The organism is Shewanella sp. DNRA4 (genome assembly GCF_012843185.1).
Taxonomy (GTDB): Bacteria; Pseudomonadota; Gammaproteobacteria; order Enterobacterales; family Shewanellaceae; genus Shewanella; species Shewanella xiamenensis.
In genome coordinates this window covers 92,848-110,458 of record NZ_JABAIP010000004.1, presented here as the reverse complement: position 1 = coordinate 110,458, position 17,611 = coordinate 92,848, and the positions used below count along the sequence as shown (strand labels likewise).

Sequence of the window (17,611 nt, the reverse complement as noted above, 5' to 3'; positions counted from 1 at the left end):
TATTTTATGGATCGCAAACATCAGTGTCATTAGGGTGTCATGCATTCGACTTATATTTGGGTTTTATTGCTAAAACTTTTGAATATAAAGAGGTTATTCATGCATAAGGTCATAAATCTCAATGTTGTTTTATTATCGTCTCTAGTAGTGCTATCTGGTTGTAATTCTGACTCTGATAAGACTGATCCTACACCCATTGAGCCCAGTGGGCGTTGGCTAAAAGGTGACTTACACGTTCACACTGCGGTTTCGCAGGATGCTCGTGAAACCCAGTCTGATATTCTGAAATGGGCCTTTGGTGACTTCGGTTTAGACTATGTTTCATTATCAAATCATATGCGTAACAACAGTCAAGATAATGATGATAACGACGTCGGTGGATTACTATTTTACGATGCGTTAACTCAGTATGAAATTCCCGGTTTAAAGAAGAACATGCCTAACTATGAGGGCAAGATTGCTTATTCAAGTTTTGAGTGGGATATGCCAACCCATGAGCACTTTAACATTGGTATTTTAGGTGATGAAGCCAAAGTTCTGTCTGCGGTTAAGACCTTTGAGTACAGATTTAGTAGTAAAAATGATATTACGAACTTTGATCCCAAAGATGTTGCTGCATGGACGGCTGCGGGGGATACCCGTCAAAATAAGACTCACGAGGATGCTATTGCTGCTTTGAAGTGGTTAGAGACTCATTATCCAGACAGCAGCTACGGGATGCTAAATCATCCTCGTCGTTATTTATCCAGTTATACGATTCAAGATGTTAGAGAGCTGAACGATGTTGCTCCGAATGTTTTCTTTATGGTTGAAGGTCTTGTCGGTGGCCAGTTCAGTGGTAACCGTGGTGACTATGGTGAGCGTAGTAGTGGAGTGTACGGCGGCGTCGATCCGGTTGTTGCTGAGGTCGGTGGCTGGTGGGATGCATTATTGGGTGAAGGTCGTCGAATTTGGAACATGGGTAACTCGGATATCCACTTCAAAACACGTACTCCCTACGCTAGTAGTTATTATCCCGGTGAATATGCGAAAAGTTACACTTGGGTCGATGGCAAAGATACTACAGCGCTTTTGAAGGGATTACGCTCGGGTAATAGCTTTTCTGTGTTTGGTGATTTGATCGATGCCTTGGATTTTAAGCTTGAAAATGGCAATAAGAATAGCGTTACCATGGGACAAACTTTAGTGGCTAAACCTGGCGATAAGTTAACACTCACTATCCGCTTTAAAAGTCCGGCGTTGAATAATAAAGAGTCCGATATAGGTAATGAAATTTATGCTGGAATTAACCCTGGTGTAAACCACATAGACTTGATTGCGGGTAACGTGGGTCAGCGTGCTGAGCCTGGGACCGCGGCTTACAGAAAAGAAACAAACGATTCAACCTTAGTCGTTAAAACCTTTACTCGTGCCGACTGGCATAAAGATGCCGATGGCTACTACAGTATGAGTTACAGTTTTATCGCGGATCGGCATCAATATTTCCGTCTGCGTGGGACTAATTTAGATTATAACCAAGCTAATTTGACGGAAAGAGGCAATCCTTTGAAGTCAGCTGTGATTAATCAAGCTGAAGATGAATCGGTACAGTCTTGGTATAACAAGATTAATGATCGTAACTATAACGACCTGTGGTTCTATTCTAACCCTGTGTTTGTTAACACGGTTCAATAACCCCTTTTAAATGCGGTTGAATAAAAATCCCCCAGACTATTATGGTTTGGGGGATTTTTTATGCCTGTACTATCAGTGAACTGCGTCTTGCTTTAATTTACGCGAGTAAATGAGAAGATACAGTGCCGGCAGTACAAACAACGACAGTATTGGTGCTGTTACCATTCCGCCGACCATTGGGGCGGCGATTTTTTGCATCACATCGTTACCCGAACCTGCGCCCCACATAATGGGGAGTAGGCCGAAGAAGATGGTGGCAACTGTCATCGCTTTAGGACGTATCCGCATGACCGCACCTTCTATCAAGGCTTCTTTTAAGTCTTCAACGCTGTGGTAAAGGTTTTTCTCCTGTCGATGTTTGATGGCGTTATTTAAATAGACCAACATAATCACCCCAAATTCTGCTGCTACCCCAGCAAGGGCAATCATACCAACAGCGACGGCAACAGAGATGTTGTAATCCAGTAGATACAATAGCCAAGTGCTGCCGACTAAGGCAAAGGGTAGACTCAGCATGATCATGCTCGCTTGCATGGTAGAGCCAAAGGTCATCATCAGTAGGATAAAGATGACTCCTAATGCCATTGGGATGACTTGCTTTAGTTTGGCATCGACCCGTTGCATATACTCGTACTGGCCCGCAAAGCTGTAGCTATAACGGGGCGGCATTTTGAGTTCGGCATTTAAAGCTTGCTTCGCGGTGTTAATGTATTCCCCAATAGAAGTGCCCTCAATATCGATAAATACCCAAGAGATTAAGCGCCCGTTTTCGCTGGTGAGCATTGGTGCACCATCGGTGATTTCGATATCGGCTAAATTGCGAAGTGGTAAGTAATTTCCCGATTTAGTGATCACAGGTAATTCACGCAGTTTCTCGATATTGTCACGCAGCTCTCTTGGATAGCGCAGGTTAATAGGGTAACGCTCAGCACCTTGTACGGACTCGCCAATATCCATACCACCGATGGCGTAACGCACTACATCCTGAATATCTTGTAATGACATACCATAACGAGCGGCAACATCCAGTTTTGGCGTGATATCGATGTAGCGTCCACCACCACTCCGTTCTGCATAGGCCGATTTAGTGTGTGGGACCTTGCTTAAGATAGCCTCAATTTTGGTGCCTAGGGCTTGCAGCTCATTGACATCTGCACCGGTAATTTTAATGCCCACGGGGGTTTTAATGCCCGTTGATAGCATATCGATACGTGTCTTAATCGGTTGTACCCAAGCGTTTGTGAGGCCAGGCACTTTTACCGTCTGCTGTAACTGATTAATGATGCCATCTAAGGTCATGCCTTCACGCCATTCGTTGTGGGGTTTTAGCATGATTGTGGTTTCGAGCATGGTGAGTGGCGCAGGATCTGTCGCCGTTTCGGCCCGCCCCACCTTACCAAATACGCGAGCGACTTCAGGGACGGTTTTAATCAAACGATCCGTCTGTTGTAGCACTTCGGCGGCTTTGCTGGCGCTAATGCCTGGCAATGCCGTTGGCATATAGAGTAAATCGCCTTCTTCGAGCGCAGGCATAAACTCGCTGCCCATACGTGTCATGGGGTACCAAGCACTGGCCAGTGCCATTAAAGCAATTAGTAGGGTTACTTTTGGAAACTTCAGCACCAGTTTCAACGACGGTTGATACAGAGCAATTAGCACTCGGCTGATGGGATTACTGCGCTCGCTAGGAATTTTTCCACGAATAAAGTAACCCATCAGAATTGGCACTAGCGTAATGGATAATAATGCCGCTGCCGCCATGGCAAAGGTTTTAGTGTAAGCCAGTGGCGCAAATAAGCGTCCTTCCTGCGCTTCTAGCGCAAATACGGGTACAAAACTTAAGGTGATAATAATCAGTGAGAAAAACAGTGCAGGGCCCACTTCGATAGAAGCTGCGCTAACAATTTCCCAGTGTTCTTTAACCGACGGTTCGCGTTGATGTTCGGTTTTAAAGTGCTCTAAATGTTTGTGTAGGTTTTCGATCATGACGATCGCACCATCCACTACAGCACCGATGGCAATAGCGATGCCACCAAGACTCATAATATTGGCATTCACCCCCATTTTATTCATTACGATAAAGGCAATAAGAATCGACAGCGGTAAAGTAATCACCGCGACCAACGTTGAGCGTGCATGCAGTAAAAATAATAGGCAAACCAAGCCCACAACCAACATTTCTTCAATGACTTTGCTGAATAGGTTGTCGACAGACTTTTGAATTAATTGAGAGCGGTCATAGGTTGGAATGATTTCCACCCCTTCAGGCAGACCTGTTTTTAACTCTTCCAGTTTAGCTTTAACCGCATCGATAGTGGAAAGCGCGTTTTCACCGTACCGCATCACCACAATGCCGCCCACGACTTCGCCTTCGCCATCAAGCTCGGCAATGCCGCGGCGAGCAGCGGGACCTTTGCGCACGGTAGCGACATCTTTGAGTAGTAAAGCTGTTCCGGAAGGGCTAGTAATCCCTAATGGGATTTCACGAAAATCAGCTAATGTTTGACGATAACCTTTGGCGCGCACCATATATTCGGCTTCGGCCATTTCGACCACTGAACCACCAGCTTCGCTATTGGCTCTTTCTATCGCCTCTTTGACGGTGGCGATATCGAGTTTATAGATCGCCATATTGTCTGGCTCGAGCACGATCTGATAGGTCTGCTCCATACCGCCGACGGTTGCTACTTCGGAGACACCGGCAACACTTTGCAACTCGAGTTTGAGATACCAATCCTGTAGGCTTTTAAGTTGCGAGAGGTCTAAGTTGCCGGAGCGATCGACCAGCGCGTACTCAAACACCCAGCCCACACCTGAGGCATCAGGGCCGAGTGAGGGTTGTACCCCTTGAGGTAAGCGACTGCTGATCTGGCTTAAATACTCCAACACCCGTGAACGCGCCCAATAGATGTCGGTGCCATCTTCGAAGATCACATACACATAAGAGTCACCAAACATCGAGAAACCCCGCACGGTTTTTGCACCGGGGACGGCTAGCATGGCGGTCGATAATGGGTAGGTCACTTGTTCTTCAACCAGTTTTGGTGCTTGCCCTGGATAAGGGGTCTTAATGATCACCTGTACGTCGGATAAATCCGGCAAGGCATCGAGTGGCGTTTTACGCAACTCCTGCACGCCCCAGACAGTAACCATGATGGCGATAATTAACACCATAAGTCTTTGTCTGATCGAGGACTCGATAATATATTTCAACATAATGCGCTCCTAGTGCTGATGACCGCTGCTTAAACGCATTAGGCTGCCCTTGAGGCTGGCCTCGGAGTCGAGCAGGAATTGCCCTGAGGTGACGACACGTTCACCTTCGCTTAGGCCCGAGACTATCTCGGCCTTGCCTTGGCTCATCATGCCTACAGTGACAGTTTTTGCGATAAAGCTGTCATCGGCTTGTTTGACTATTACGCGGTTTTCTTTACCCGTTTGGATGAGCGCTTCCTGTGGGATCACGAGTACATCCTTATTTGGGCCGCCAAAGAGCGAAACCTTAGCGAGTGTCTTGGGTCTTAAAGAGACATCGGTATTATTCAGTACCACGCGCACCCTCAAACTACGGGTAACAGGGTCTAGCTCGGGATAGATATAGTCAACTGTGCCTTCTATACCGTTGATATTCATCGCGGGCACAGAGACTTCGGCTTTTTGCCCAACCTTAATCCAGCTTTGTTCATTTTCAAACACATCGGCGATGACCCATACCTTAGAAAGATCGACCAATGACATGACTTCAGTAGAAGGCTCAATATACATACCGTCACGGATGGAGAGTGTTTCGACAACACCTTCCTGTTGTGCGTAAAACGGTACTCGATATTGGGTTTGGCGTGAGCTGGCTAATTGTTTGATTTGTTGTTCATTAAACCCTAAGAACGACAGCCTTAAGCCTGCCCTGCGAACCAGATCTTGGTATCTTTGGCTACCGGAGGTTTTCGCTGTATCTAAGGCGAGCAGATAATCATCCTGAGCATTGACTAAATCGGGTGAGTAGATCTCATAAAGTAGCTGCCCCCTTTTGACGGTATCCCCCATGGATTTAACCATTAGCTTTTCAACCCAGCCAGTAACGCGGGCATGAATATGGCTGATCTGACTCTCGTCATAGTCTATTTGACCCACGGTTTCGACAAACTTCCATAGGGTATCGCGCTCAACGTTGGCGACTTTAAGGGCAAGTGCTTGTTGCATACCGCCAGAGACATTAATGTTAATTTCCTGCGTATTACCGCCTGTTTCGACCTTCTCTAAATTCATCCCACAAATAGGGCAAGTACCTGGGAAATCACTAATGATGTGGGCATGCATTGGGCACACATACTTAATCGTTGCGCCAGAATTTTGATTTTTGACTAAGTTATTGGCTTTAGGCGTTGGGGTATCAAACACTTGAGCCGCGTTGGCGTTTTGTGTATGTGCTTGATGTTCGTCATGTTGTGCAGTATTGCTTGTTTCTTCCTTCTCAACGAGAAACATATTGCACTTAGGGCAGCGGCCGGGTTCATGGCTTTCTACTTCAGGGTGCATAGGGCAAGTATATGTTTTGACTTGATTGGCGCTATTGCTGTTATGCTGATGCCCCGCCTCTGATTGAGCCGCAGGATCAACAAGCTGAGCCTGGGTTAACCAAGGAGTGCCCAGCAGAAGGCTACTGAGTATCAACACAGCCTTAGTGCACGGTTTTTTTACTTTGTAAAATTGGTTCATATGCCTCATCTCCAGCCTAGCTTAGTGGTGCGCGTGATCTTTGTGCATTGCACCGTCAGCCATTTTTTCTGTCGTCGCTTTAGGCTCTAAATTCATGCCACATTTAGGGCAAGTATCGCCTTTGTTACCTGTAACTTCGGGATGCATTGGGCAAACATAGGCTACAGCTTGTTCCTGTGGCGCGGCATTGTTGTGGTGATGCTCATGGGGTGTTGCTGTAGCAAACACACTGGTGCTGGTCATTAAAAATGCAACTAAGGCAAGATTAGTTAAGGTTTTCATATTATTCACTCCATCGGGTTTTAGGGCCGAATATGAGTGCATAAAACGTGATTGAGCTTATTTCTTGAGTGCATACTCAAAACTAATGCCATGGGTAGCATCGTGCACAGTCAACGTTTTAGCTTTACTCTGGGTGCTTGATAAGAGGGCACCACAATAAACGGCAAAATAAATAGTTAGCTTGGTTCGCCCTGAAAAAAGGGCACAAAGAGGCTAGGACTAGGCTATCGGTGGCTTGAAGGCCGACGATAAAGAGATAGAGTGGAAATGAGGCATAGGAGTGGCCATAGGGGTATCACTCAGACTCACACTTGGCCAAAGATGTGGACTGAAAAGCGTACCAGCAACTGAGATCGTCAAGCAATGTCCACAATCGTTAAGACAGGACGTGGTGCCATTACAACAATGCTGTTTTGCGCCGGGAAGCATTTGATCGTTACAGCAATTTGTATTGGCCATTGCACTGGCGTCAGCGTGGTGCTCTGTGTTCATTTGCATCATTGCCGCGTGATCCATTCCTTGGTTGGAAAGGCTATGAACCATAGCGCCCATTTCCATTGAGCGCATCACCATAGCGTGTCCATTAGACACAACACCTTGCCCGACCAATGCGAGTAAAGTGAATATGACTAATAAATAACGACTAAGTGTTTGATGCATAATAATTCCAGATAATGAACGCTTGGATTCTAGCACAGAGGCATTATGCTGCAATGCGTTAACTCACATTTTAGTTAATGCCTCAGCTCATCGCTCCTAAGGTTGGATTATCTAGCGACTTGATTTCGCAAGATCTCTGCCATTAACTGACTGTGATTTTGCAAGACGAGTGGCAGTGGTGTGGCACCATCTACACTGAGCTGTATACGAGGGTTATTGATAAAACGTTTGGCATCAGCCTCGCTAGTTAATGTTGGAGTGCTGATCTGGTAATTCGACTGCGGTGCAACATCCAGGGTAAAGAATAGAGGCTCAGACTTCACCCAAGTGCCACTGTCATCGGCGCGATAACTGAATAGATCTTGATATTTTACTTCAATTAGCACTTTACCTTCAGGTAGTTGTACTGGTTTAAAGGATTTAGTTGCTTGGCCATTAATGCTGACCACATTGAGTGTATCAGTGCCTTTCAAGGTCGCAGCACTCGCCGTCATGCTGATAGCAATAGTACTGATGACGAATGTAACGCCAACGAAAATTTTACTAAATAAGGTCGTTTTCATAATAAACTCCAAAATTTGCGTGTTCGCGTGAGCGCCAAATCGTGGTGGCAGCTTCGCGAGCGATTGAATCGATTTAATGATTAAGATCGGTTACAGCAAATCGGAGTTGGGTGGTGGTGTGGTCAACCCAAGGTCGGCGGTTTGAATCGCCCAGCTTTTGTTCGTAATACGATTACTAGCATGACTCATCAACGCGAGTTGTGGTTGTGATGTTGAGAGGTAAAGCTGTGCAACGCAATGAGTTTTGCAATGGTTGGTAAGAGAGTCTTGGCAATGCAACATGCATTCGTCTGGGGGACAATCGGGCATAGTGCAATTTATTTTGCCATCAACCATTTGCATGCTGGATATATCGTGAAAGTCATTCATCGCTGAAGTTGGCATAGCATTCACCATCGCCGACTGAGCGATAAGTGAAAATAACAGTGCTATGGTGATCCAAAACTTAGCCATAAAAAAACCGTTGCCAATGTACCTATCCTTAAAGACCAACAAATTGCATAAAAAGTTTCATTTTGAGTTTAGTTTTAGGCGTCAGGCTTTTATAGCAAAGGTTAAATGTCGCCTTGATCACATTTTTGTATTCTAAAAATGATTTCATTGCCTTAGCTTCTTAAGGTAGTACTTAATCATTTGTCGCTTAGCATAATGATGAATGTATTAGTGAGAGTTGAAGTACCCTAATACTCTGCTAAGCTGGTTTTAGCGAGTCGTATTATTCAGAGTTAGAGCTAAGTCTCATTTTGCGCTTTTAAGTTTACATTAATCGGCATTTTAGGCTTGAAATCAAATTTCTAATAAATGAAAAAATATAAAATAGTCTTATAAAAACTAATTTTGACCATATTTTCGGAGATAGAGTGATGAACTGGCGTGCACTATTTAAACCCAGCGCGAAATATTCCATCCTAGCGCTACTGGTTGTTGGTATCGTTATTGGTGTTGTGGGCTACTTTGCAACCCAACAAACCTTACATGCGACGAGTGAAGACGCATTCTGTATGAGCTGCCATAGCAACCACTCATTGAAAAATGAAGTGTTAGCTTCTGCCCATGGCGGTGGCCGTGCTGGTGTGACTGTACAATGTCAAGACTGCCACTTACCACATGCTCCAGTGGATTACTTGATCAAGAAAATCATCGTATCTAAGGACTTATACGGTTTCTTAACTATCGATGGCTTTAACACTCAAGCTTGGTTAGACGAAAACCGCAAAGAGCAAGCTGACAAAGCTTTAGCTTACTTCCGTGGTAATGACTCTGCTAACTGTCAACATTGCCATACTCGTATTTATGAAAATCAACCTGAAACAATGAAGCCAATGGCTGTGAGAATGCACACCAACAACTTCAAGAAAGATCCTGAAGCAAGAAAGACCTGCGTGGACTGCCACAAAGGTGTTGCTCACCCCTATCCAAAAGGATAAGGTTTAGCGCTTCAATAGCTTGATATTAAAATAAAAAGCCCTCTTTCGAGGGCTTTTTGCTTTCTCGTCTTATAAGTCTTGGCTATTGATTAATGCCATTCTGCGGGACAAGGCGCTTAGCGAAATTTGATGCACCATTTGCGTGGGAGCTGTGCAGGCATCGGCAATCACTTGCACTGAATAAGCTTGTGCTGCGGGTGATAGCGCTGTATGGGTCACGCAGTTTTGAGTCATGATACCGCATAAGAGTAAATGCTTGATTTGCATATCTTGGAGTAAGTTGGCTAGCTCTGTGCCGTCGAAACTGTCGGCAAATTGTTTTACCACAATTGGGGCATTGGGTAGCTCAGCTAAAAGCGCTGGATGGATTTCAACCCCTTGGGTGTTTGGGTTAAAAAAGGGCGCCTCACCTTGAGTCGTATCGGCAATATGCTGCACGAGAATAATCGGTATCGCCTGTTGCTGAGCACGCTGCACTGAGTGCAAGGTGCGCGCTAATGCCTCATCGACTTGCCATTGTGGGTAAGCCCCATGGGGAAAGTAGTCATTTTGCACATCAATAATCACTAAGGCGCTGTTCACTGGGATCTGGTTTAAGCTCGACATATTTTTCTCCTGTTCGTTTCTCTTGCAAAAGATGTCTTCGAAGGAGAGTTTGCAGTAGATTCATTACCATTAAGAGTGGCAGAAATGACATCTATGGTGCTTAAATTGACAAATTTTGCCGAGTCATCCCCATTAAAAGTGGCGATATTAGCCATACCCGGTTGCTTAACTTCAGCCGTATTTGGCTTAGAAGAGATGTTGCTGGTGGCTAACAAGCTGATGTTAGCTGACGAAAATAAATCCCTAAGCTCAAGCAGTTTTGCAGTGACTCGGTTATCCCTAGAGGAGATGAATCTCGAAGAGTGCTATCAATTAGTGATTATCCCGCCGAGCATCGAGACTGAGCTTTACTTCAATGCAGCGCCTTCATTGCGATTATGGTTACAGCAGCAACATGCCCGAGGAGCTATTCTCTGTTCTGCCTGTGCGGGAGCATTTGTGCTGGCCGCAGCGGGTTTACTCAATGGCCGCAAGGCGACAACCCATTGGGGATTAGTGGAAACGTTTGAAACCCAATATCCACAGGTGAAACTCGAGATCGAAAAAATAATGGTTAACGAGGGCGATATCATCACGGCTGCTGGCATGATGTCCTGGCTCGACTTGGGGCTAGAGTTAGTCGCGCAGTTTTGCCATGTGAAAGTCATGCGCCAACTGGGTAAGTACCTTGTTATCGATACCGGTGGGCGTGAACAGCGTTATTACCAACAGTTTTTACCTAAACGAGATCATGGGGATGCTGTGATCTTGGGTCTGCAAAATCGCCTACAAACCGACTATGGTGAGCCGATGAATGTTGCGGTTTTGGCGCAGCAGTGCTGTATGGGCGAGCGAACTTTTTTGCGACGTTTTGTGAAAGCGACAGGGCATAAGCCTAATGAATACCTACAAAAACTCAGGATCCAAAAGGCCTGCGACTTACTCGAAAATAGTCCACTGAGTTTCGAGACCATAGCGCATCAAGTTGGCTATGAGGATGTGAGCGCCTGTCGCAAAGCGTTTACTCGTATTACCGGTTTAACACCGAGTGCCTTTCGACAAAGGTTTAGTGCGCTTACGCCTGCGCTAACACCTGTCGACGATAGCTCAATAAACTAAATACGCCGAAGATAAACACTTGCAGATAATCTTGTTTGCGCAGCGTCAGCAGATTTTTAAACAGCATATGGAAGATGGCAACCTGGAAGCAATGCATCAAGCAAGTAATGCCGAGCAAGATATTGAGAATAATGCCGATATTGCCAGCAAAAGGCATAACAAGGTTATAAGCCATCATCAGCCACGCTATTAGGGTGATGGCTTTGCCCATATTGATCAGAAACGACATGCTATTCCTCGGTGTTAGCCGGAGTATCTTCGGCTTGGTATTGATATAAGCGATAGCTAACTTGCCCTGCGGTTTTGTCTTTGAGCGGTTGCCAAGTCGCAGGGACTGCCATGTGAGTTAATTCCGACTCAATCTCCACATAAATGAGCGCACCATCATTAAGCCAACCTTGGCTGTCCAGCAGTTGAATGGTTTTTTCTGCTAAGCCTTTGCGGAAAGGCGGATCGATAAACACCACATCAAACCCTTGCTCGCAGCCATTTTGCAGCACGACTAAGGTATCGGCGTTGAGTACCTCGGCATTGTCGCACTTGAGGGTATTGAGATTCGCTTTAAGTTGCATGGCGGCAGGACGTTGCAACTCGATAATCTTGGCGTAACTGGCATAGCGTGAGAGGGACTCAAGCGCCAAGGCGCCGCTGCCTCCGAAGCAGTCGAGCACCCTTGCGTGGGCAATATCATTGGCGAGCCAGTTAAATAGGGTTTCGCGGACTCTATCTGTGGTCGGCCGCAGGCCGTCTAAATCGTGGATAGGCAGTTTGCGCGAACGCCATTGCCCGGAAATGATCCGCACTTGGCCACTACCGGCTTTCTTGTTGGCCGTTTGACTCTTGGTCACTTGCTTGTTGTTTGCACGATTATTAGCCAAAGTGCCCCCGTGATTTTGCCTGAAGAAAGAAAGTGGTAGACTATGCCACCTTTATAAAGGCCACTATTTTATATCAAACTCCTAGTAAAAGGTGAGAAGGCTGATAGAGCAGAACTAATTGCCGACTTTTTGGGCGTAATTGCCGCGGTAATCTGGTATAACGGCAGGGTCTTATTTTAAATTCAACACTGAAGTAGAGCGCTGGAATTACACATGGCAAAGAAAGGTTTTTTCTCCTGGTTTCGTAAAGATAAATCACAAGATGAGGTTGTCGAGCAAACCCCAGTCTCTACTCCATCGCAAACCGAGCAAGCCGAAGCATTAGCAAAGCAGCAAGCTGAAGAGGCCCGTCTTGCGGCCGAAAAAGCGGCAGCCGAGCAGGCGCTAGCCGACAAATTAGCGGCTGAAAAAGCCGAAGCGGAAAGAATTGCTGCGGAACAAGCCGCAAAAGCTCAAGCGGAAGCGCAGCGTATTGCCGAAGAACAAGCTGCACGTTTAGCCGAACAACAGGCAGCCGAAGCCGCGCGTTTAGCGGCGGAGCAAGCTCAGGCGGAGCAGTTAGCCGCTGAAAAAGCACAAGCAGAAAAAGCCGAAGCAGAAAGAGTTGCTGCAGAACAAGCCGCAAAAGCTCAAGCGGAAGCGCAGCGTATTGCTGAAGAGCAAGCTGCACTTTTAGCAGAACAACAGGCCGCCGAAGCCGCGCGTTTAACGGCGGAGCAAGCACAGACAGAACAGTTAGCCACTGAAAAAGCACTAGCGGAAAAAGCCGAAGCGGAAAGAGTTGCCGAAGAACAGGCCGCTGAAGCCCAAGCAGAAGCAGAGCGACTTGCCGCTGCACAGGTCCAAGCTGAACAACCCCTTGAGCAACAACCCGAACCTCAGGCAAAACCCGCCAAAGAAAGCTTCTTCGCGCGTCTAAAACGCGGCTTAATACGTACTAGCGAAAATATTGGTAGCGGTTTCATCGGGTTATTCCGTGGTAAAAAAATCGACGATGAACTGTTTGAAGAGTTGGAAGAACAGCTTTTAATCGCCGACGTGGGTGTCGAAACTACTTCACGCCTTATTCAGAGCCTGACCGAACACGCGTCGCGCAAGCAATTAAAGGATGCCGAAGCACTCTACGATCTGCTGCGCGATGAAATGCAAAAGACACTCGATCCTGTGGCAATCCCATTAGTGCCTGAAAATACCAATGGTCCTTTTGTGATTCTTATGGTCGGTGTTAACGGTGTGGGTAAAACCACCACGATTGGCAAACTGGCAAAGCAATACCAGCGCCAAGGTAAGTCTGTGATGTTAGCGGCGGGCGATACCTTCCGCGCAGCAGCGGTGGAGCAATTACAAGTTTGGGGCCAACGCAATAATATCCCTGTGATAGCCCAACATACCGGCGCCGACAGTGCCTCGGTACTTTTTGATGCGCTGCAAGCGGCTAAAGCCCGAAAAATTGATGTATTAATTGCTGATACAGCGGGTCGCTTACAAAACAAGTCGCATCTGATGGAAGAGTTAAAGAAAGTAGTGCGAGTGATGAAGAAACTCGACCCAGAAGCGCCGCACGAAGTGATGCTGACCTTAGATGCGAGCACGGGCCAAAATGCGATTAGCCAGGCGCAGTTATTCCAAGAGGCTGTGGGCGTTACCGGCATGACCATCAGCAAGCTCGACGGTACCGCCAAGGGCGGCGTGGTGTTTGCGATTGCTGACAAGTTTAAAATCCCGCTACGTTATATTGGCGTGGGTGAGCAAATTGATGATTTGCGTACCTTTAATTCTAAAGAATTTATTGATGCCTTGTTTACTCAAGAGAAAGCGGATAGCTAATTTATGATTGATTTTCAGCAGGTCAGTAAGATTTATCCTGGTGGCCAAATGGCACTGGAAGAGGTGAATTTTCATCTACAAAAAGGTGAAATGGCATTCTTAACCGGCCATTCGGGCGCGGGTAAGAGTACCCTGTTGAAATTAATCACAGTGATCGAGCGTGCAACTACCGGCCGGGTGGCGATTAATGGCCACGATATTGCCAAAATCAGCCCTAAACACGTGCCCTATTTGCGCCGCAATATTGGAATGATTTTCCAAAACCATCATCTATTGATGGACAGAAGCGTATTCGACAACGTTGCCTTACCATTAGTGATTGAAGGCTTCTCCCACGGCGAGATCCGCAAACGAGTTGCTGGCGCGTTGGATATGGTGGGTTTATATGGCAAAGAGCGCCATAACCCGATCATGTTATCCGGTGGTGAGCAGCAACGTGTCGGTATCGCCCGCGCGATCGTTAATAAACCGCCACTATTGCTGGCCGACGAACCGACGGGCAACTTGGACCCTAAATTGTCGATGGATATTTTGCGCCTATTCGAAACCTTTAACGATGCAGGCACGAGCGTGCTCATTGCCACCCACGATCTGGGACTGATCGCGCGGATGAAATACCGCACTTTTACCTTGAAGCAAGGGCGTATGCTCGGTGCCCAGGAATTGCATCATGGACACGCGACTGCTCGAGGTAATGCGCTATGAGTGATAACGCCAAATTAACGCGCAGTAAGTTGCCCATTTCAGGGCGCATCGTGATGTTTTTTATTCGTCATGTGCAGCAAGCCATGGCAAGTATGGGCGAGTTATGGCGCAGTCCCGTTTCTTCTTTGATGACGATGGCTGTGCTTGGGGTGAGCTTAAGCTTGCCCGCAGCATTGCAAGTGCTAGTTAAAAATGCCGAGACTATTACCACTTCTTGGAATAGCGCGGCGGAGATTTCACTTTTTATCGATGAAAATCGCAGCGAGCAGACTATTCAAAGTTTGTTAACGCGTATCCGCGCTTATCCCGAGGTAGAAAAGGTACAGTATATCGACCGCAATCAAGCGCTTGAGGAGTTTCAGCGTCTATCTGGATTTGGTGAGGCGTTAGCCTATCTTGATAAAAATCCGCTTCCCGCGGTAATTACCGTGACACCAACCCAGCGCTATTCCACGCCAGTGGGAGCCCGCGAATTATTGACTAAGCTTGAGCGCGAGCCTGAAATCAGTTTTGGTCGCTTAGATATTGAATGGTTAGAGCGGCTACAGGCTGTGGTGCGTTTACTCGAACGAACAGTAATGGCGATTGCGGCGTTACTCGTCTTGGCGGTGGTATTAGTGATAGGTAACACGATTCGCTTAGCCATTATGAATCGCCGTAGTGAAATAGAAGTGATGAAGTTAGTCGGAGCAACCGAGGCATTTATTCAACGTCCCTTCCTTTATACCGGTATTTGGTACGGAGTGATTGGCGGTGTATTAGCTTGGCTTATTATTAACTTGTTGGTTTGGTATCTGGATTCTGCCCTAGCCGAATTGCTCGGTTTGTATGGTAGTCAGCTAGAGATGAAGTCTCTGACCTTTACCGAACTGCTACAATTAGTGGGCTTGGCTTCTTTTTTAGGTTGGCTAGGTTCTTATCTTTCGGTAAGGCAACATTTAAGATCGATTGAACCTTCTTAATGATCAATCGCTTATAGTTTAAATACCTTGATAAATATGGCTGGCGATGAACTTTTGTTCACTTGCAATGTCTATTCAACGGGGTTAAAAGTAATACCCCAGACGAGTGAAGGTTGACATACTCTGTCAATTAGCCGATAGTTCGTCAGCTCATCCTTAGGGTGTTTTGAGTGAAACCATAGGATGAAATCGACTTATATTTGATAAGTAGCAAGAAAGTAGGAGCGCGAATGACCTTTCAAACGCAATCAATGGCACTAACAGTCCCTCAGGGCAGCAGTAGTTTAGAAGCTTATATCCATTCAGTGACTAGCATGACAATGTTAGACGCTGAGACTGAGTATGAGTTAGCCAAGCGTTTGCAGGAAACGGGTGATCTGCAAGCAGCGAAGCAACTGATTATGTCGCACTTACGTTTTGTGGTGCATGTTGCTAAGGGCTACTCAGGTTACGGTCTGCCGCAGGCGGATTTGATCCAAGAAGGCAACATCGGTCTGATGAAAGCGGTTAAGCGCTTCGATCCCGATGTGGGCGTCCGTCTAGTGTCTTTTGCTGTGCACTGGATTAAAGCTGAAATTCACGAATATGTGCTGAAAAACTGGCGCATTGTTAAAGTCGCTACCACCAAAGCGCAACGCAAGTTGTTCTTTAATATCCGTAAAGCGAAAACTCGCCTCGGTTGGTTTAGCGATGATGAAGTCGCAATGGTCGCAGAAAATTTAGGTGTCTCTAAGGCCGATGTGACTGAGATGGAATCACGTATGGCGGCGCAGGATCCTGCGTTTGATCTGAGCAGTGACAACGATGATGAGCAGGATTTTGCCCCAGTGCAATATCTTGAAGATCATTCATCGGATTTAGCCGAAAATATCGAAAACGATAACTGGGAATCCAATGCCCAAGGTCGTTTATTATCGGCCATCAAAACCTTAGACGAGCGTAGCCAGCACATTCTGCGTGCCCGTTGGTTAGATGATGATAAAACTACACTGCAGGAATTAGCAGAAACCTATCAAGTCTCGGCTGAGCGCATTCGCCAGTTAGAGAAAAACGCTATGAACAAGCTTAAGGCTTGTATGGAAGCCTAATTCGGCTAAGTTTTCTTTCAAGACAAGATATCAAAAACCTGCTTCGGCAGGTTTTTTTGTTCTTTAGATAAGATTGGTCGCACGGCTCTACCGGACGTTTCCTACATCAATAATGTTTCATTTACGAATATAATGAATCGACTTTTGGGCCTCAATCAAAAGTCCTATTCAAAGACCACCTATATTGGATTTGGTATTGTTCCACCGCATGATGAGTTTTGATTTTTACTATTAAAGGAAGAGTAATACGGGAGGCGTTTGAACGGAGTTCAATAGGGAAACGCAAGATAAGGATATCGCTATGGAATTTAGGTAGTGTCGTTTAAAGGAAGCTTTTTAGCTATTTGACAAGGATAATCTACTTAATAGTAAAGTTAATTTCTCATCGTGCGTTTTTATTTAATGGGGAAGTACATGCATAAGGTAATCACCAAAGTAGCACTTTCTTCAGAACCAGGTTGGGGGGCTGCATATAGAGACGGTAGTTTTGTCGAAGCATATCAGCAGAGCTTATTCTGGTTGGTATGTAAGGGACTTGCTCATGACGTTAAGGACCTAAATATGTCTAGTTATTTTGGGATGGATGTTATCTCTTACCGTTTTCCTTTTTCAACGTTGAAAGAGTTGCTCGATTTAAGTCAGGTTCCCTATTTTATAGAGGATGAGCAGGTTAGATGGGTATTATCGCATAATGTATCGCCAATATTTTATACTCAATGGAAGTGTCAGGTTGCGTTGAGTTTAAATAGTAACAATATCGATTGTTGCGCTTAAGGTGTTTACGGTTTTTATACGCTAACTCTAGTATCTAACTATATTCTTATATCATTTATTGGTTCTGGCCTGTCCTAAATTAGGATGTTATGAAATTGTTTTTTAGCCACTATTAATTATTAAGGGATGTTACTTTTAAAAAGCCTATCATGACGAGCAATTGGTTTGCAAAAATTCCTTATCTAACTGATTTTTTGGTTTTAACGATTAAGACAAGAAATTTAGCAATGCAATTCATAGTAAAATCAACCTTATGGTGCCCCAAAGGGGGAATACTAAGAGAAGATTAAAATAAGAATACCATAGAATGCAACCGAGTAATTTGACTGAAAAATGATTCAGTTTTTTGTG

Annotated in this window: 17 protein-coding genes; 8 read left to right on the top strand and 9 right to left on the bottom strand. The window is 45.7% G+C overall.

Translation table 11 applies throughout. The features are described from left to right. Positions 1–99: 99 nt before the first annotated feature. Positions 100–1,674, top strand: coding sequence for a hypothetical protein (locus tag HG547_RS05660; protein WP_169547253.1), 1,575 nt, complete (start codon positions 100–102; stop codon positions 1,672–1,674). 72 nt (positions 1,675–1,746) lie between these two features. Here the strand turns inward: HG547_RS05660 and HG547_RS05655 are convergent, their stop codons facing one another. From HG547_RS05655 to HG547_RS05630, 6 genes are all read right to left on the bottom strand, one after another. After that, entirely contained in the window at positions 1,747–4,890 is a 3,144-nt protein-coding gene (locus HG547_RS05655) for a CusA/CzcA family heavy metal efflux RND transporter (RefSeq protein WP_037423668.1), read from the bottom strand. A gap of 9 nt (positions 4,891–4,899) precedes the next feature. After that, on the bottom strand, positions 4,900–6,390 hold the full coding sequence (locus tag HG547_RS05650) for an efflux RND transporter periplasmic adaptor subunit (RefSeq protein ID WP_169547252.1): 1,491 nt from the start codon (positions 6,388–6,390) through the stop codon (positions 4,900–4,902). A gap of 21 nt (positions 6,391–6,411) precedes the next feature. Continuing rightward, positions 6,412–6,672, bottom strand: a complete 261-nt coding sequence (locus tag HG547_RS05645; protein WP_047537912.1) for a heavy metal-binding domain-containing protein — start codon at positions 6,670–6,672, stop codon at positions 6,412–6,414. A gap of 219 nt (positions 6,673–6,891) precedes the next feature. Further along, positions 6,892–7,332: a hypothetical protein gene (locus HG547_RS05640; protein ID WP_047537915.1), complete on the bottom strand. Its 441-nt coding sequence runs from the start codon at positions 7,330–7,332 to the stop codon at positions 6,892–6,894. Between the two features lie 107 nt (positions 7,333–7,439). After that, a complete protein-coding gene (locus tag HG547_RS05635) occupies positions 7,440–7,895 on the bottom strand; it encodes a DUF2057 family protein (protein ID WP_047537918.1) in 456 nt (151 codons plus the stop codon). 90 nt (positions 7,896–7,985) lie between these two features. Beyond that, positions 7,986–8,348, bottom strand: coding sequence for a hypothetical protein (locus HG547_RS05630; protein WP_047537921.1), 363 nt, complete (start codon positions 8,346–8,348; stop codon positions 7,986–7,988). Between the two features lie 410 nt (positions 8,349–8,758). Here HG547_RS05630 and cymA point away from each other — a divergent pair, with 410 nt between their 5' ends. Then, on the top strand, positions 8,759–9,322 hold the full coding sequence (gene cymA / locus HG547_RS05625; protein ID WP_037423641.1) for a NapC/NirT family cytochrome c CymA: 564 nt from the start codon (positions 8,759–8,761) through the stop codon (positions 9,320–9,322). Positions 9,323–9,391: 69 nt separating this feature from the next. Here the strand turns inward: cymA and HG547_RS05620 are convergent, their stop codons facing one another. Next, positions 9,392–9,928 (bottom strand): cysteine hydrolase family protein, encoded by a 537-nt coding sequence (locus tag HG547_RS05620; protein ID WP_169547251.1) that lies wholly within the window; start codon positions 9,926–9,928, stop codon positions 9,392–9,394. A gap of 96 nt (positions 9,929–10,024) precedes the next feature. Here HG547_RS05620 and HG547_RS05615 point away from each other — a divergent pair, with 96 nt between their 5' ends. Further along, the gene (locus HG547_RS05615) at positions 10,025–11,026 is read left to right on the top strand and encodes a helix-turn-helix domain-containing protein (RefSeq protein ID WP_342194498.1); all 1,002 of its coding nucleotides are present in this window, start codon (positions 10,025–10,027) and stop codon (positions 11,024–11,026) included. Here HG547_RS05615 and HG547_RS05610 read toward each other — a convergent pair. After that, positions 10,983–11,255, bottom strand: a complete 273-nt coding sequence (locus HG547_RS05610; protein ID WP_011718692.1) for a DUF1145 domain-containing protein — start codon at positions 11,253–11,255, stop codon at positions 10,983–10,985. The genes HG547_RS05615 and HG547_RS05610 overlap by 44 nt on opposite strands. A gap of 1 nt (position 11,256) precedes the next feature. Continuing rightward, positions 11,257–11,904: a 16S rRNA (guanine(966)-N(2))-methyltransferase RsmD gene (gene rsmD, locus HG547_RS05605; RefSeq protein ID WP_169547249.1), complete on the bottom strand. Its 648-nt coding sequence runs from the start codon at positions 11,902–11,904 to the stop codon at positions 11,257–11,259. A 213-nt stretch (positions 11,905–12,117) separates the two neighbouring features. Between rsmD and ftsY the strand changes: the two genes are divergently transcribed. From ftsY to HG547_RS05580, 5 genes are all read left to right on the top strand, one after another. Beyond that, positions 12,118–13,731, top strand: a complete 1,614-nt coding sequence (ftsY, locus tag HG547_RS05600) for a signal recognition particle-docking protein FtsY (protein ID WP_169547248.1) — start codon at positions 12,118–12,120, stop codon at positions 13,729–13,731. A gap of 3 nt (positions 13,732–13,734) precedes the next feature. Continuing rightward, positions 13,735–14,436, top strand: coding sequence for a cell division ATP-binding protein FtsE (gene ftsE / locus HG547_RS05595; RefSeq protein WP_037423627.1), 702 nt, complete (start codon positions 13,735–13,737; stop codon positions 14,434–14,436). Further along, complete coding sequence (ftsX, locus tag HG547_RS05590; RefSeq protein ID WP_037423624.1) at positions 14,433–15,398, top strand: permease-like cell division protein FtsX; 966 nt, start codon at positions 14,433–14,435, stop codon at positions 15,396–15,398. The genes ftsE and ftsX overlap by 4 nt, the downstream gene beginning before the upstream one ends. Before the next feature lie 230 nt (positions 15,399–15,628). After that, complete coding sequence (gene rpoH / locus HG547_RS05585) at positions 15,629–16,486, top strand: RNA polymerase sigma factor RpoH (protein WP_047537943.1); 858 nt, start codon at positions 15,629–15,631, stop codon at positions 16,484–16,486. Positions 16,487–16,900: 414 nt separating this feature from the next. Continuing rightward, a complete protein-coding gene (locus HG547_RS05580; protein ID WP_169547247.1) occupies positions 16,901–17,260 on the top strand; it encodes a hypothetical protein in 360 nt (119 codons plus the stop codon). The last annotated feature ends 351 nt before the right edge of the window (positions 17,261–17,611 follow it).

Excerpts from the sequence above, each read along its gene's own strand:
- HG547_RS05630 (WP_047537921.1), bottom strand. The coding sequence starts at position 8,348 with ATGGCTAAGTTTTGGATCACCATAGCACTGTTATTTTCACTTATCGCT.
- HG547_RS05645 (WP_047537912.1), bottom strand. The coding sequence starts at position 6,672 with ATGAAAACCTTAACTAATCTTGCCTTAGTTGCATTTTTAATGACCAGC.
- HG547_RS05660 (WP_169547253.1), top strand. The coding sequence starts at position 100 with ATGCATAAGGTCATAAATCTCAATGTTGTTTTATTATCGTCTCTAGTA.
- HG547_RS05610 (WP_011718692.1), bottom strand. The coding sequence starts at position 11,255 with ATGTCGTTTCTGATCAATATGGGCAAAGCCATCACCCTAATAGCGTGG.
- cymA (WP_037423641.1), top strand. The coding sequence starts at position 8,759 with ATGAACTGGCGTGCACTATTTAAACCCAGCGCGAAATATTCCATCCTA.
- HG547_RS05580 (WP_169547247.1), top strand. The coding sequence starts at position 16,901 with ATGCATAAGGTAATCACCAAAGTAGCACTTTCTTCAGAACCAGGTTGG.
- rpoH (WP_047537943.1), top strand. The coding sequence starts at position 15,629 with ATGACCTTTCAAACGCAATCAATGGCACTAACAGTCCCTCAGGGCAGC.
- HG547_RS05650 (WP_169547252.1), bottom strand. The coding sequence starts at position 6,390 with ATGAACCAATTTTACAAAGTAAAAAAACCGTGCACTAAGGCTGTGTTG.
- HG547_RS05620 (WP_169547251.1), bottom strand. The coding sequence starts at position 9,928 with ATGTCGAGCTTAAACCAGATCCCAGTGAACAGCGCCTTAGTGATTATT.
- ftsX (WP_037423624.1), top strand. The coding sequence starts at position 14,433 with ATGAGTGATAACGCCAAATTAACGCGCAGTAAGTTGCCCATTTCAGGG.
- HG547_RS05640 (WP_047537915.1), bottom strand. The coding sequence starts at position 7,332 with ATGCATCAAACACTTAGTCGTTATTTATTAGTCATATTCACTTTACTC.
- HG547_RS05635 (WP_047537918.1), bottom strand. The coding sequence starts at position 7,895 with ATGAAAACGACCTTATTTAGTAAAATTTTCGTTGGCGTTACATTCGTC.
- HG547_RS05655 (WP_037423668.1), bottom strand. The coding sequence starts at position 4,890 with ATGTTGAAATATATTATCGAGTCCTCGATCAGACAAAGACTTATGGTG.
- ftsE (WP_037423627.1), top strand. The coding sequence starts at position 13,735 with ATGATTGATTTTCAGCAGGTCAGTAAGATTTATCCTGGTGGCCAAATG.
- ftsY (WP_169547248.1), top strand. The coding sequence starts at position 12,118 with ATGGCAAAGAAAGGTTTTTTCTCCTGGTTTCGTAAAGATAAATCACAA.